The sequence below is a fragment of the Methylobacterium nodulans ORS 2060 genome (assembly GCF_000022085.1).
Classification (GTDB): Bacteria; Pseudomonadota; Alphaproteobacteria; order Rhizobiales; family Beijerinckiaceae; genus Methylobacterium; species Methylobacterium nodulans.
Genome location: NC_011894.1, coordinates 4,039,392 through 4,054,311, shown reverse-complemented (window position 1 = coordinate 4,054,311; position 14,920 = coordinate 4,039,392). Strand labels below are relative to the sequence as shown.

General features: G+C 64.4%; 13 protein-coding genes and 2 pseudogenes. 13 read left to right on the top strand and 2 right to left on the bottom strand.

Annotated elements, in window-relative coordinates; genetic code table 11:
* The first annotated feature begins 123 nt into the window (after positions 1–123).
* The 4 genes from MNOD_RS18795 to MNOD_RS18785 all read left to right on the top strand — a co-directional run bounded on the left by MNOD_RS18795 (position 124) and on the right by MNOD_RS18785 (position 3,854).
* Positions 124–1,296, top strand: a complete 1,173-nt coding sequence (locus MNOD_RS18795; RefSeq protein ID WP_015930518.1) for an acetyl-CoA C-acyltransferase — start codon at positions 124–126, stop codon at positions 1,294–1,296.
* A 12-nt stretch (positions 1,297–1,308) separates the two neighbouring features.
* Complete coding sequence (locus MNOD_RS18790) at positions 1,309–2,070, top strand: SDR family NAD(P)-dependent oxidoreductase (protein ID WP_015930517.1); 762 nt, start codon at positions 1,309–1,311, stop codon at positions 2,068–2,070.
* A gap of 559 nt (positions 2,071–2,629) precedes the next feature.
* Positions 2,630–2,872, top strand: coding sequence for a LuxR C-terminal-related transcriptional regulator (locus MNOD_RS50695; RefSeq protein WP_083786504.1), 243 nt, complete (start codon positions 2,630–2,632; stop codon positions 2,870–2,872).
* A 271-nt stretch (positions 2,873–3,143) separates the two neighbouring features.
* Positions 3,144–3,854 carry an enoyl-CoA hydratase-related protein gene (locus MNOD_RS18785; protein WP_015930516.1) on the top strand — a complete coding sequence of 237 codons (711 nt, stop codon included), beginning with the start codon at positions 3,144–3,146 and terminating at the stop codon, positions 3,852–3,854.
* Between the two features lie 92 nt (positions 3,855–3,946).
* On the opposite strand, the pseudogene MNOD_RS46860 reads toward MNOD_RS18785, so the two are convergent.
* Positions 3,947–4,351: pseudogene (locus MNOD_RS46860) on the bottom strand (methyl-accepting chemotaxis protein); the annotation flags it as partial.
* A 142-nt stretch (positions 4,352–4,493) separates the two neighbouring features.
* On the opposite strand from MNOD_RS46860, the gene MNOD_RS18775 reads away from it, so the two are divergent.
* From MNOD_RS18775 to MNOD_RS18740, 8 genes are all read left to right on the top strand, one after another.
* Positions 4,494–5,462, top strand: coding sequence for a proline racemase family protein (locus MNOD_RS18775; protein ID WP_015930514.1), 969 nt, complete (start codon positions 4,494–4,496; stop codon positions 5,460–5,462).
* Positions 5,463–5,473: 11 nt separating this feature from the next.
* Entirely contained in the window at positions 5,474–6,127 is a 654-nt protein-coding gene (locus MNOD_RS18770) for an amino acid ABC transporter permease (RefSeq protein ID WP_015930513.1), read from the top strand.
* Positions 6,127–6,975 carry an amino acid ABC transporter ATP-binding protein gene (locus tag MNOD_RS18765; RefSeq protein ID WP_015930512.1) on the top strand — a complete coding sequence of 283 codons (849 nt, stop codon included), beginning with the start codon at positions 6,127–6,129 and terminating at the stop codon, positions 6,973–6,975. The genes MNOD_RS18770 and MNOD_RS18765 overlap by 1 nt, the downstream gene beginning before the upstream one ends.
* A gap of 3 nt (positions 6,976–6,978) precedes the next feature.
* Positions 6,979–7,878 carry a dihydrodipicolinate synthase family protein gene (locus MNOD_RS18760; RefSeq protein WP_015930511.1) on the top strand — a complete coding sequence of 300 codons (900 nt, stop codon included), beginning with the start codon at positions 6,979–6,981 and terminating at the stop codon, positions 7,876–7,878.
* Between the two features lie 108 nt (positions 7,879–7,986).
* Positions 7,987–9,420: an NAD-dependent succinate-semialdehyde dehydrogenase gene (locus tag MNOD_RS18755; RefSeq protein WP_015930510.1), complete on the top strand. Its 1,434-nt coding sequence runs from the start codon at positions 7,987–7,989 to the stop codon at positions 9,418–9,420.
* Between the two features lie 276 nt (positions 9,421–9,696).
* The gene (locus MNOD_RS18750) at positions 9,697–10,932 is read left to right on the top strand and encodes an NAD(P)/FAD-dependent oxidoreductase (RefSeq protein ID WP_015930509.1); all 1,236 of its coding nucleotides are present in this window, start codon (positions 9,697–9,699) and stop codon (positions 10,930–10,932) included.
* 99 nt (positions 10,933–11,031) lie between these two features.
* A complete protein-coding gene (locus MNOD_RS18745; RefSeq protein ID WP_015930508.1) occupies positions 11,032–11,874 on the top strand; it encodes a transporter substrate-binding domain-containing protein in 843 nt (280 codons plus the stop codon).
* An 81-nt stretch (positions 11,875–11,955) separates the two neighbouring features.
* Complete coding sequence (locus MNOD_RS18740) at positions 11,956–13,350, top strand: aminotransferase-like domain-containing protein (RefSeq protein WP_015930507.1); 1,395 nt, start codon at positions 11,956–11,958, stop codon at positions 13,348–13,350.
* 81 nt (positions 13,351–13,431) lie between these two features.
* Here the strand turns inward: MNOD_RS18740 and MNOD_RS18735 are convergent.
* Positions 13,432–13,696, bottom strand: a pseudogene (locus tag MNOD_RS18735) (methyl-accepting chemotaxis protein); the annotation flags it as partial.
* A gap of 142 nt (positions 13,697–13,838) precedes the next feature.
* Here MNOD_RS18735 and MNOD_RS18730 point away from each other — a divergent pair.
* The gene (locus MNOD_RS18730) at positions 13,839–14,810 is read left to right on the top strand and encodes a proline racemase family protein (protein ID WP_015930506.1); all 972 of its coding nucleotides are present in this window, start codon (positions 13,839–13,841) and stop codon (positions 14,808–14,810) included.
* Positions 14,811–14,920 lie beyond the last annotated feature (110 nt).

Below are 14,920 nucleotides of genomic sequence, written 5' to 3'. Positions count from 1 at the left end.
GTGCGCCGCAGCCCTGGTTGGCGGCGCACCGATCCGCCCGACGCGGGCAAGGTGATCGCTCGCGAATGTCGGCCCAGAAGCCGAAAGAACCTGACACTTACGACCAACCTCCCGGGAGGACCTATGCCGTTCGATCCTGTCGTCATCGCAAGCGCTGCCCGCACCCCGATGGGTGGCTTCGGCGGTGAGTTGAAAGATCTGCCCGCGCCGGCGCTTGGGGCGGCCGCGATCCGGGCGGCCGTGACCCGGGCCGGCATAGACAGCAACGACGTCTCGGAAGTCATCATGGGGTGCGTTCTCCCCGCCGGTCTCGGTCAGGCCCCGGCGCGGCAGGCCGCTCTCGGTGCCGGTCTCTCCGAGGCGACGCCCTGCGCGACCCTCAACAAGGTCTGCGGGTCGGGCATGAAGGCCATCATGCTCGGACACGATCTCCTGCGCGCGGAAAGCGCCGATGTCGTCGTCGCCGGCGGCATGGAGTCGATGTCGAACGCTCCCTACCTCCTCGACAAGGCAAGAACCGGCCAGCGCCTGGGGCACGGGCGAATGCTCGATCACATGTTCCTCGACGGTCTCGAGGACGCCTATGACAAAGGGCGGCTGATGGGCAGCTTCGCGGAAGATACCGCGCAGCACTACCAGTTCACGCGCATCGCCCAGGACGAGTACGCCCTGACCTCCCTCGCCCGTGCCAAGGCTGCCCAGGAAGCCGGCGCATTCGCCGACGAGGTGGTGCCCATCCAGGTGAAGGGAGGCGAGGTGCGGGCGGACGAAGGCCCGAGCAAGGCCCGGCCCGAGAAGATCCCGACCCTCAAGCCTGCGTTCCGGCCGGACGGGACGATCACGGCCGCGAATGCCTCGTCGATCTCGGACGGTGCGGCGGCGCTGGTTCTGACGCGTCTGTCGGACGCTGAGCGGCGCGGCCAAGCTCCGCTGGCGATCATCCGGGGCCACGCGAGCCACGCCGCAGCACCCGCCTGGTTCTCGACCGCCCCCATCGGCGCAATCACCAAGCTTCTCGACAAGGTCGGCTGGGACAAGGGCAGCGTCGACCTGTTCGAGATCAATGAAGCGTTCGCAGTCGTCGCGATGGCAGCGATGCGCGATCTCGATCTGCCGCACGACAAGGTCAACGTGCACGGGGGTGCCTGCGCCCTTGGTCATCCGATCGGCGCGTCAGGCGCTCGGATCGTCGTCACCCTCCTCTCCGCGCTCAAGCAGCGCGGGCTGAAGAGGGGCGTGGCCTCGCTGTGCATCGGTGGTGGGGAAGCCACGGCCCTTGCGCTGGAACTGATCTGAGGAGATCCGGACGTGAGAACCGAAGGCATCGCGGCGATCGTAACCGGGGGCGGATCGGGACTAGGGGCGGCGACCGGCCGCGCGCTGGCGGCGGCCGGCGCGAAGGTCGCACTCCTCGACCTCAACGAGGCGGGCGCGGCGGCGGTCGCAGCCGAGATCGGCGGGATAGGCATCGGCTGCGACGTGTCAGACGCGCGGAGCGCGGAAGCGGCGGTCGCCCACGCGGCGGAGGCCCACGGTCCGGCCCGGATCCTGGTCAACTGCGCGGGCGTGGTCAACGCTGGGCGGATTGTCGGGCGCAAGGGCCCGCTCGACCTCGCGGCCTACGCCCGCGTGATCGAGATCAACCTGATCGGCACCTTCAACCTGATGCGGCTCGTGGCGGCGGGCGCGTTGCCCCTCGACCCGCTGGAGGGGGGCGAGCGCGGCGTCATCGTCTCGACCGCCTCGGTCGCGGCCTACGAGGGCCAGATCGGGCAGGCGGCCTACGCCTCCTCGAAGGCGGCCGTGGTCGGGCTGACCCTGCCGGCCGCGCGCGAGTTCGCGCCGGCCGGCATCCGGGTCTGCGCCATCGCGCCGGGCCTGTTCGAGACCCCGATGATGAAGGGTCTGCCGCAGGAGGTGCAGGACTCCCTTGGCGCCGCCGTTCCATTCCCACCGCGGCTCGGCAGGCCGGAGGAGTACGCCGCGCTCGTGATGGCGATCCTCGCGAACCCGATGATGAACGGCGAGGTGATCCGCCTCGACGGCGCGCTGCGCATGCAAGCCAAGTAACGGCGAAGCTCTAGATCGAGGTATGAACGCACTTTCATAAACATGCTGGCCACGGACGATTACGATGGGGCCAGTATTAACCACGTTGCCTGCGAGTTCATGGTCGAGGAGATCGGGCTTGGCACATGGCGCCATCGATCACCGTGATCATCCAATGATGAACATTCTCATTATCGACAATCAAATCCTCCATAGAGAGGCGATTGTGAGCAGTTTGTCCAGAATTTACAGGAGTCAATTTGATTGAGTCACCCGATCTCGCCGGCGCATTTAAGCCAGATCTACAAAGTAAACACATCTATATTTTTTGATTGACTTGATGCTTCCTGGACTCGTGAAAGAACGTAGCCTTGCCGATATAATCAAGACGTTCCCAGGGGCGTGTGTATTGGCGATGGACTGGCTAAACAATCCTATCACCGCCGACGAGGTTATAGATCTAGGGGCCGCGGGACATTTTCCGAAGACAGGATCTCGTTTGGATCTCGTCGGCGCCGTCTCAACAATTATGAACGGTGGTATATAACGTCCTCCACATAACGGCAGATAAGCAAACACCATGGTGCACAATCTTAAGCAAGAAAAACTCAGTAAAGCTCTTGACCAACTCTCATTGCGGCAAATGCAAATTGTCGGACGTATGATGCAAGGAAAGCGGATCAAGGAAATATCCGCTGAGATCGGATTAAGCGAGCGCGCTACAAAATATCACCTCAAGCTATTTCAAGACCAAATTGGGATTACGAGTCAATTACAGCTTGTGATACGGCTGCTAGAGCTGAGGATGTCGTGGACCTACTAGCAAAGGGCTTGAGGTGGGCGCCTTGCCGCGCTCATCTTGCCTAGACAGAGTCAGCAACTTTTTGCTGTCTAAGTCCGGCTGGATCCTGACCAGTTCTCCAGCTCGCGCCGCAGGTCCAGGCGAGACGGCCGGCGGTATCTAGTTGCGTAGAAGTTTGTCCAGAAAGCGAGCGTTATAATCTTGCTCTTGTCTGCATGGATCGTGTATCGAAACATTAATAGTCTGGCCGGTGCGTCGCGATTATCTTCGTTGACATGAGATGAGGTGAAGCATGACCTGTGGAACTATCCTTACAGAAACACATGGCCGCGTCCGGCTCGTTACCCTGAACCGACCCAAGGCGCTCAATGCGATCAATCGGCAGCTCACTAGGGAGCTTGTAGCTGCAGCGATCGAGGCCGATGCAGACCCGACCGTCGGCTGCATCGTGGTCACGGGCTCGCCGAAGGCATTCGCAGCAGGGGCCGACATCAAGGAGATGGCAGCCGCGACCGCCACCGAGATGTACATCAACGACCACTTTGCGGCCTGGGAGCAGTTCACGGCCGTCCGAACGCCGATCATTGCGGCGGTAGCAGGCTACGCGCTTGGCGGTGGCTGCGAACTTGCCATGATGTGCGACTTCATCCTCGCCGCCGACACCGCGAAGTTCGGCCAGCCTGAGATCAAGCTCGGGGTAAACCCGGGGATTGGTGGCAGCCAGCGGCTCACACGCTTTATCGGGAAGTCTAAGGCCATGGAGATGTGCCTCACCGGCCGCACTATGGATGCTGCGGAGGCGGAGCGCTGCGGTTTAGTCTCCCACGTGGTGCCGGCTGACCGTCTGCTTGTGGAGGCGATCAACCGCCGCTACGAAACCACACTGAGCGAGGGCGTGCGTTTTGAGCGCCGTGTCTTCTACGCCACCTTTGCCACTCACGATCAAAAGGAGGGCATGACAGCCTTCCTAGAAAAGAGGCTGCCGACGTTTACGCATGGCTGAGCGCCTACTAGGGCTCACCAGACCATGCAGCTGCTTGGATTGGCCGGCGCGTTCACGCTGTTGAGCGAGCATGCTTCATCATGGGAGCACTAAGAGGCCGCCGCGCCTGTCTCCTCTGCCGCCCTCGCAACACGCGCAATATTGGTTGTTATCTCACCTGTGCCCTGCGCCGCCTGCGCTACATTTCGCACGATCTCCTGGGTCGCGGCCCCTGCTCCTCGACGGCCGCTGCGATGGAGGAAGAAACCGCGTTGATCTCACGAATACGCGCGGTGACCCCGGCGATTGCCGCGACCGCGTCGCTGGTGGATCCCTGGACGCGGCCGATGTAGCCGCCGATCTCTTCCGTCGCGCGCGAGGTCTGCGCCGCCAGCTCCTCGACCTCGGCGGCCACCACCGCAAGCCCGCGGCCCGCCTCACCGGCGCGCCGCTTCGATCGTGGCATTGAGCGCCAAGAGATTGATTTGGCGGGCGATCGCCTGAATCAGCCGCACGATACCCGCTCATTGCGGTCGCGGCCGAGGTCAGGTTCGCGGAAGTTCTCCACGACGAGACATGAGACGCCTTGTGCTCCCTGAAATTAATGCTATAGGACAATGAAGCGTGCGATATAGGTCAATGGGAGGAATCTGGGCTGCCATGCATACGAGCCGCCTTTTCACCGTCATCGACAGCCATACGGCCGATCACCCGACACGGGTGGTGACGTCGGGCATACCGCCGCTTCAGGGGCGCAGCGTGCGCGAGCAGCGGGACGATTTTCGCGCTCGCTACGACGGGCTGAGGACGCTCCTGCTTCATGAGCCGCGCGGACATGCAGCTATGGTGGCAGCCGTACCCGTGCCATCGCAGCAGGCGGACCAGGGCCTGTTCTTCATCTCGTCGTACGTTTATCTCGACATGTGCGGGCATGCCACGATCGGCTACATTGCGAGCCTTGCTGTCGGTGCCTTGCCGGAGAAATTCGAGTCCGCTGGCATGTCGATCGAGACGCCTGCGGGCATCGTCTCCGTCACAGGGACGTTCGAGAACGGACGGTTGACCTCGGTGGTGCTGCGCAACGTGGCATCCTACGTCGTCGCTGCCGATGTCGCCGTCGAGGCCGAGGGTCTCGGTACGGTGACCTGTGACATTGCCTACAGCGGTATCATGTATGCCCTGGTCGATGCGGCGCAGGTTGATCTGCCCTTCGACATCGAACACGCCAGCCGGTGGTGCCGCGCGGGCATGGCGATCAAGCAGGCGCTCAACGCTGTAGGCGCGCACCCGCAGGTCGGCAGCGTGCTGTTCCACCGCGCCATCGAGGGCGGTTCTCGCCATCTGGTGATCTTGGCGGGCAACAAGTTCGACCGTTTACCCTGCGGCGCCGGCACCTCCGCGCGTCTGGCTCAGCTTCACGCCCGTGGCAAGTTGGCGGCAGAGCCCCCCTACCGGGCCGAGAATATCCTCGGCGTACCCTTCGCGGCCAAGGTTATCGGTCTCGCTCAGGGCGAACATGGCCAGCCCGCGGTAATCCCCGAGGTGCGCGGCATGGCACATGTCAGCGCATTTTCTACCCTCGTGCTTGAGGCTGACAATCCGCTACCCTCCGGCTTCCTTCCCAACTGACGGAGGGCACCATGAAATTCGATCCGTCGATCGTTCTCAAGAATTGGGACCTGCTGGCCCAAGGCCTGCTCCTTACCCTGAAATACACGATCTATACGTGCGCCATCGGCCTTGCCATCGGCCTGTTCGTGGCACTTCTCCAGCTCACGCCCTGGCGGCTGGTGCGCTGGATCGGGCGGATCTGGGTGGAGTTCTTCCGTAACATTCCGCTGCTGGTGCTGCTCCTGTGGACTTATTACGCCATGCCGATCTTCCTGCAGATCCAGGTGGCGAAGGAAACGGCGGGCATTCTCGGCCTCGGGTTCTATGCCAGCGGCTTCTATGCCGAGATCCTGCGCGCCGGTGTTCAGTCTATCGACCGTGGCCAGACTGACGCCTCCTTGGCGCTGGGCATGAGTTACATCCAGCGCATGAGACGCATCATCCTGCCGCAGGCGTTGCGCCGGATGGTGCCGCCGCTGGTGGGGCAAACCATCATGCAGCTCAAGAACACGACGCTGCTCTCCGTGCTGACTATCCCGGATCTGCTTTACCAAGCGAGCTATATATCTAGCTTCACCTATCGACCGATGGAGGTTTACACCGTCATCGGCATCGTCTTTGTCCTCATCCTGTTCCCTCTGAGCGCCCTGTCACGCCAGTTTGAGCGCAAGGAGGCTGCGTGATGACTACGACATCCACCGAGATTGTCCTCTCTGTCCGCGGCATCGAGAAATCCTACGGTCAACATCATGTGCTGCGCGGCGTCGATCTCGATGTTCGTCGCGGCGAGGTAGTCTGTCTGATCGGGTCCAGTGGCTCGGGAAAGACCTCGCTGCTGCGCTGCATGAACCTCTTGATGGAGCCTGATCGAGGCGAGGTCGTCATCGACGGTGCGCCGCTGTTCCGCCGCACCAGAACCGACGCGTTGAAGCTATCCAGCGCGCAGGCCAGTGCTGTGCGCGTGAAGACCGGGATGGTGTTCCAGAATTTCAATCTGTTCCCTCACCGCACCGCGCTGGAGAACATCATTGAAGCCCCGATGATCGTGAAGAAGGTGCCGCGGGCCAAGGCCACGGCACGGGCACGTGACCTTCTCACGCGTATGGGCCTGCCCAACGCCGGGGACAAATACCCGTCTCAACTGTCGGGCGGCCAACAGCAGCGCATCGCGATTGCCCGTGCGCTCGCCATGCAGCCCACCATCATGCTGTTCGACGAGCCGACTTCGGCGCTGGACCCGGAACTGGTCGGCGAGGTGCTCGCCGCCATCCGCCAGCTCGCCGCCGAAGGCATGACCATGGTCATCGTCACCCATGAGATCGGCTTCGCCTACGAGCTGGCCGATCGGGTGGTCTTCATGGACCAGGGTGTGGTCGCTGCCAGCGGCCCTCCGCGCGAACTTCTGCTGTCGCGCGCCAATCCGAGACTCGCAGCCTTCGTGGGCCGCTTCACGGAGCAGGCTCGCCTTCTTGGTCCCCTCGCAGCCGCGGCGGACGCAGGTCCAACCATTGCTCTCACACAAGGACGCTAAGTTATGGCCCGTGTAAGTTGGGGTGGTATCTTCCCCGTTCTCGTGACCCCCTTCGGAGCTGATGGCTCGATCAACGAGACCCGGTACAAGGCGCTCATTGACGACGCGATCGCCAATGGCGCGCAAGGGGTGGTGGCCGCCGGCAGCACCGGCGAGTTCTATGCCCTCACCAAAGCCGAACGCGCGCGCCTGTTCAAGCTGGCCGTTGACCACGCGGCGCGCCGCGTGCCCGTGCTGGCCGGTGTCGCCGACCTCCGGGTGGAGGATGTCCTGGAAGCGTGCCAGTCCGCGGTCGCGGCGGGCTGCGCGGGCGGCCTGATCCTGCCGCCGATCTACGCCATGCCGAGCCCGCGTGAGGTCGTGGCCTTCTTCGCGCACATCTCGCGCAACACCCCGCTGCCGCTGATGCTCTACAACAGCCCGCGCCGGGCGAAAATCGAGCTCACCCCGGCGCTGGTGGAGCAGCTCTCCGCGCTGCGGACCGTGGTTGCCATCAAGGACAGCTCCGGCGACATCACCCAGGTGAGCGAGCTCGTGCAGCGCGTGGGTGACAACCTCCGCGTCTTCGTCGGCTACGAGACCATGATCGTTCCCGCCCGGGCCGTGGGCGCCCATGGGGTCATCGCCATGGCGCACCAGATCGCCGGCCCCTTGATCCGCGCCTACTGGGACAAGGCGCTCAGCGGGGACAAGGCCCTGGAGGACCTCGGTCGCGATGTCTGCGCCTTGTATCGCTGCTTCCAGTCCGGGTCCTATTACGCGGCCATCAAGGAGACCATGAGCCAGCTTGGGCGCGACGCCGGCGGCCCGCGCCTGCCGCTGCTGCCGCTGGCAGACGAACAAAAGGCCGCCATCGCCAAGATCATTGCCGATGCCGGCCTCGAGCGTTGGGCTAAAGCCTAACAAGCCAGAGATGTGCCCTGAGCTAATTATTCAAGATCTGCACGCTCATCCGTCTCGAACGGACTTTCGCCGTACTGGCGTTTGAGCGTCCCTGTGCAAGGAACCAGAATGTACACGAAGCTGGCTCTCCTCATCGACGGCGAATGGATCGAAGGAACTGAAGCAGGGAGCGAGATCGTTCTCAACCCTGCTACGGAACAGCCCCTTGGCACGCTCCCCCACGCCGGTACGGCAGAGCTTGACCGGGCACTGCAGGCGGCAAGCCGGGCCTTCGAGGGCTGGAAGCGTACTTCGCCCTACGAGCGGGGCGAGATCCTGCGTCGCGCCGCAAACCTGATGCGCGAGCGGCTCGACCACATCGCGACCGTGCTGACGCTTGAGGAGGGGAAGACCCTCGCGGAGGCCAAGGGCGAGATCACCGCTGCGGCAGAGTTCTTTGATTGGTTCGCAGAGGAGGGGCGGCGCAGCTATGGCCGCACCATCCCGGCCCGCCTGCCCGACCTGCGCCAGACGGTGACGCAGGAGCCAGTTGGCCCCGTTGCCTGCTTCACGCCGTGGAATTTCCCGGCCGTGACCCCGGCGCGCAAGATCGCCCCGGCTCTGGCCGCCGGGTGCACCTGCATCATCAAGCCCGCCGAGGAAACGCCCGGGACCACGCTGGAGATGGCGCGCGCGCTCATCGATGCTGGGTTGCCCAAGGGTGTGCTGAACGTGGTTTTCGGTGAACCGGCAAAGGTCTCTGAATACCTCCTGCGCTCCCCGGTGATCCGCAAGATTTCCTTCACCGGATCGACCCCGGTGGGACGCCATCTGGCGCGACTGGCCGGCGAAACCCTGACGCTCGCGACTATGGAGCTTGGCGGTCACGCGCCTGTGATTGTGGCGAAAGACGCCGATATCCGGCGCGCGGCAGAACTCTCCATGTCCATCAAGCTGCGCAACACGGGCCAGGTCTGCACCTCGCCGACGCGCTTCTTCGTGGAGCACGCCGTCTACGAGGAGTATCTCGAACACGCGCGCGCCTTTGTTGAGAAGCAGGTGGTGGGTGACGGTCTCCAGGCGGGCACAACCGTGGGGCCGGTCGCCAACACGCGTCGCGTCGCCGCCATGGATGACCTGATCTCCGATGCATTGTCCCACTCGGCCCGGCTGATCGCCGGCGGTGAACGCATCGCGGGCGTCGGCCTGATGTACAAGCCGACCATCCTGGCGGACATGCCCGACCAGGCGAAGGCCATGGCGCACGAGCCCTTTGGCCCGCTCGCGCTGGTGCAGCCCGTGAACGACATCGACCAGGCCATTTCGCGGGCGAATGCTCTGCCCTACGGGCTGGCCGGATACGCCTTCACCAGCTCTGCCGCGACCGCCAACCGCATCGCGGAGAGGCTGGAGGTCGGCGTGATCGGCATCAATCAGATGGTCGTCACGATCCCGGAAACGCCCTTCGGCGGCATTGGCGACAGCGGCTGGGGCCGCGAAGGCGGCATCGAGGGTCTCGAGGCCTACACCGTGAAAAAGTACGTCGGTCATCTCTGCGTCTAGGCGGACGCAGCGGAAACGGAAAGGGGCGCCGGCACAACGGCTTGAACAGGGCTCGGGCGAGGACACGATCCCAGGAGCGGGACAGCGCCGTCAGACAGCCGGCTGCCGCCACTGTCCTGCTTTACAGCCTGGCCTTGGACAAGGGTGTGGCCGCCCCAGCCGCGCGCCCGCAACCGCCGATCCCGGGTGCTGCAGAGGCGGGCCAGCACGGCCCGCCGAGGAATGGCCTGGCGCTGCCCGCCGCCTGGGTGACGCGGCGCCTACAGGAGATACTCCATGGCTGAACCGCGTACCGTCGCCGTCGTCGGTGGGGGGCTCATCGGCGTAAGCTGCGCCCTCGTGCTGGCGCGGGAAGGACACCGGGTCACCGTGATCGAGGAGGGCCGCATCGGACATGGCTGCTCCTTTGGGAACGGCGCTCAGTACAACGCGGGATCGTCTCTCCCCATGGCCCATCCCGGCGTCATGTGGCGGGCGCTACGCTGGCTGACTGACACGAACGGCCCGGTGCGCCTCACCCCGCGTGAGCTGCTCCGCAACCTCCCCTGGCTCGCGCGCTTCCTGCGCATCGGCCGCCCCGACGCCTGGGAAGCCGCCTATACGGCGTTGCACGCTCTGAACGCCCCCTGCGCCGCGCTCTACCGCGACATGCTCGGCGACACCGACTGGCGGCGGGTGTTTCGGCCGAATGGCGCCCTGCATGTCTGGCGCGACACGGCACCCGGCGTGCTGGATGCGCTGGTGGACAGCCTGCGGGCCAAGCATGACGTGGCCTTCGAGAAGCTCAATGCCGCACAGCTGCGCGAGTTGGAGCCCGGCTTGTCCCGCGACTACCAGCGCGGGATCTACTTTCCCAACAGTGGACATGTGTCCTCGCCCCTAGCATTGGTCGAGGGCCTGATGGAGCGCGCCGCGGCGTTGGGGGTGACGACACGCGCGGCACGGGTCAACGCGATCGAGCCTGGTACTGAGGGCGTGACGCTGCAGACAAGCACGGGCCCCCACCGCAGCGATATAGTGGTCATTGCGGCCGGCATCGCCAGCCGCACCCTGGCGCGCTCCCTGTGTGTTTCGCTGTCGCTGGCCAGTGAGCGTGGCTATCACATCGGCCTGCCAGGTCTTTCCAAGGTCATCAGCCGCCCCGTGACCGACGCGGCTTCAGCCTTTGTGGCCACGCCACTGGACGACGGGCTGCGCGTCGTCGGCATCGCGGAGTTCGCTGCGCCTGATGCGCCGCGCGACGCGAAGCAGAGCAGCAAGCTGGCGGCCAGCATCCGCACCATGCTGCCGGATCTCCCCGTCACCAAGGTGAGCGACTGGATGGGGGTCAGGCCATCGACGCCGGACAGCCTGCCGATCATCGGTCCACATCCCAAGCATGACGCCATTCTGTTCGCCACGGGCCACGGCCACATGGGCATCAGCGGCGCCCCCATGACCGCAGCTCTGGTCAGCGACCTCGTCGCGGGCCGCACGCCGCGGCGCCCCTGCGCGCCTTACCGCGTCCGTTAGAAGGCAGGAGCCCACGCGCAGGACGCATCTTGCGCGGCTGTGTGGAATTGATATGCTTCATTTCAGAAGCGACATATGACAATCAGAGGGAGGCATCCTATGAAGCGTTGGATTGGTGCGATCGGTGCGGTCGCCATTGCCGTGGCAACCCTGTTCGGTCCGGCCGCTTCACCGGCACAAGCCGAAGATCCCTCCCTGGTGCTCGACCGCATCAAGGCGAGTGGCAAGCTGAAGTTTCCGGTGATGGTCTCGGAGGAGCCGGGCTACATCAAGGACCCGCGCACGGGCGAGTGGAGCGGCTTCTTCGTCGATTGGGGCAAGGATATTGCCAACCTGCTCGGCGTTCAGATCGAGTACTACGAGACGACGTGGGGCAACCTCGCCGCAGACTTCCAGGCCGGCAAGGTGGACCTCGCGGTAGCGCTGAACCCCAACCCGCGACGGGGCCTGGTCATCGACTACGTGCCGGGCTCCATTGTCGATGGTCTGTGGGCGCTGGCCGCCCGTCCGGGCTTCGAGCCGAAGACCTGGCGCGAGATGGACAACAAGAAAACCCGGGTTGCCGTCCAGAAGGGCGGCACCATGCAGGTCATCGCCGAGGCGGTCATCCCGAACGCCACCATTGTTGTTGTGCCGACGCGTGATCAAGCGATCCTGGAGCTTCAGTCAGGCCGGGTTGATGCCATGATCGTTTCCGACCAGGACGCGGCCTTGATCGACTCCAAGGGTGTCGGCAAGGCGGTGGTGCCGATGCCGGTGCTGCGTAATCCCGCCACTATCGGAATTCGCCGGGAACCGGGCAACGCCGGTTATGCCAACTTCCTGGCCAACTGGATGTCGCAGCAGAACTCGCTGGGCCTCGCCTGCTCGCGCATTACTCGCTACATGCTCGACCGCGACATCGACATGAAGGTGGTTCCCCAATCCGGCAAGTACTGCTGACCGCCATGTGCACGCGCCGTCTCCCCGTCGTTATGGGGAGCGGCACGAAGTGAAACGGGCCGGAAAAGGGAACGTCAGCTGATGGGCATGGACAGGACGAAGTTCGCCGGATGGTTGCCCAGGCAGTTGTCACCCTCCGGGCCGCGTTACCTGGCTCTGGTGAGCGCCCTGGAGCAGGATATCACCGAAGGCCGGTTGACTGACGGTTTCCGCCTGCCCTCGCACCGGAAGTTGGCGCAGCAACTTGGCCTATCCGTTGGCACCGTGAGCAAGGCCTATCAGGAGGCCGAGCAGCGCGGCATCGTCAGCGGCCATGTGGGGCAAGGCACCTTTGTGCGCCGGCCCGCCCCGGGCCGCGACGAGGCGTCCGCTGCGCGCGAGCCCGTGAACCTGGCGTTGAACGTGCCGGCTGATGGGCGCGAGACCGAGATCTTATCAGAGCTGCTGGCCGAGGTGTCGCAGGGGCGCGAGCTCGCGCCCCTCCTGAACTACCATCCCCACGGCGGTATCCGGCAGCATCGCGAGATCATTGCCGCCTCCGTCTCCGGCGGCTCGTTCATCGTGGACCCGGCGCGGCTGTTCCTGTGCAACGGCGCCCAGCACGCCATCGACATCGCGCTGCGCCTGGTGGCGCGGCCCGGCGATGCCGTCCTCGTGGATTCCCTCACCTATTCCGGCTTCAAGGCGATCGGCGCGGCCAACCATCTCACGCTGGTCCCTGTGGCCATGGACGGCGAGGGCGCTCATCCTGACGCGCTGGCGGCCGCCTGCCGGGCCTCCGGCGCGAAGGTGTTCTATTGCATGCCGACCCTGCAGAGCCCCACGGCTCGCACCATGAGCCTAGCGCGCCGGCGGCGCATCGCCGAACTGGCTGAGGAACTCGACCTGAAGGTGATCGAGGACGATGTCTATGGCTTCTTCCTACCGGAGCGGCCGGTGCTGCTCACGGAGCTCATTCCCGACCGCAGCTTCTACATCACGTCCTATTCCAAATGCGTCGCGCCGGGGTTCCGCCTCGGCACGCTGACGGTGCCATCGGCCTTTACCGAGCAGACCGAACTTCTCCTGCACGCCTCGGCTTGGTTCGTGGCTCCTATGCTCAGCGAGACGGCGGTGCGGCTCATCGAGAGCGGCAAGCTGGACGAGCTGGTGCGCGAGCGCCGGCAGCAGGCGCTTGATCGCTATCGGGTGTTTTCCGGCATCTTTCCCGCAGCAGAGAGGCTGGAGTTCCCTCCCTTTTATGGCTGGCTGCCATTGCCGCCCGAATGGTCGGCGGTCGGCTTCGCCGCTGCCGCGCGCGGGCGCAGCATATTCGTCACACCGCCCATCGCGTCTATGGCGGATGGCGCCGATCCTGGCGCGGTCCGCGTCTGCCTGGGCGGGCCGAAGGACCTTACCGAGCTCTCAAACGCCCTGTACGTCCTCCACGACATTGTTTCCCGCTCGCCGTCTCTGAACGTGTTCTCAGTCGCCTAGGGCGGCTCTGCAACTCAGGTGAGCCATAGCATGGTCACGCTGGCCATAACCATACTTTGACTGCCGCAGGTTGCACCTCGTGATGGAGGAAGAAACCGCGTTGATCTCACGAATACGCGCGGTGACCCCGGCGATTGCCGCGACCGCGTCGCTGGTGGATCCCTGGACGCGGCCGATGTAGCCGCCGATCTCTTCCGTCGCGCGCGAGGTCTGCGCCGCCAGCTCCTCGACCTCGGCGGCCACCACCGCAAGCCCGCGGCCCGCCTCACCGGCGCGCCGCTTCGATCGTGGCATTGAGCGCCAAGAGATTGATTTGGCGGGCGATCGCCTGAATCAGCCGCACGATACCCGCTCATTGCGGTCGCGGCCGAGGTCAGGTTCGCGGAAGTTCTCCGCGACGAGACATGAGACGCCTTGTGCTCCCTGAAATTAATGCTATAGGACAATGAAGCGTGCGATATAGGTCAATGGGAGGAATCTGGGCTGCCATGCATACGAGCCGCCTTTTCACCGTCATCGACAGCCATACGGCCGGTCACCCGACACGGGTGGTGACGTCGGGCATACCGCCGCTTCAGGGGCGCAGCGTGCGCGAGCAGCGGGACGATTTTCGCGCTCGCTACGACGGGCTGAGGACGCTTCTTCTTCATGAGCCGCGCGGGCACGCTGCCATGGCGGGTGCGATCCCGGTGCCTTCGACGATTGCAGACCAGGGATTGTTCTTCGTCTTTTCGTACTCCTACGCCGACATGTGCGGTCACGCGACCATCGGTTACGTAGCGAGTCTCGCGGCTTTAGGTTCCCTTCCTAGAGGGTTTGAACAGGACGGCATGTCGATCGAGACGCCGGCGGGAATCGTGCACGTCAAAGGGACGTTCGAGGCGGGTCGGCTGACCTCCGTGATCCTGCGGAATGTGCCATGTTATGTCATGGCCAGCGACGTCGTCGTCGAGGCAGATGGCTTCGGCCGAGTGACCTGCGACATCGCCTACAGCGGCATCACCTATGCCCTTGTGGATGCCGACACGTTCGAGCTTCCGTTCGACATCGCAAATGCCGGCCGCTGGTGCCGCGCGGGCATGGCCATCAAGGACGCGCTGAACTCAATCTCCAACAATCCGAAGACCGACAGCGTCTTGTTCTACCGCTCAACCGACGGAGGGGCTCGCCACCTCGTGGTTCTGGCTGGCAACAAGTTCGACCGTTCTCCTTGCGGTACGGGCACCTCGGCGCGCCTTGCTCAACTCCATCGGCGTGGAGCGATTGCCCCAGGAGCAAGCTATCGCGCCGAGAACATCATGGGCGTGCCTTTCGTCGCCGCGATCGCTGAACTCGCTGAGAGCCGGTCTGGGCAGCCCGCGGTGATCCCGGAAGTCCGCGGTATGGCGCATCTGAGTGCCTTCTCGACGCTTGTGCTTGAGGCTGAGGATCCGCTCCCCTCGGGCTTTCTGCCCGGCTGAGAGCGTCGTCAGCCGGCCGTTCTAACGAGTAGAGGCGATTATTGTCCAAGTGGGCCGCCTGCGGGCGCTGATACCAAGTCGACGTCAGAAGACAAGTCGCGAAAAGCTTT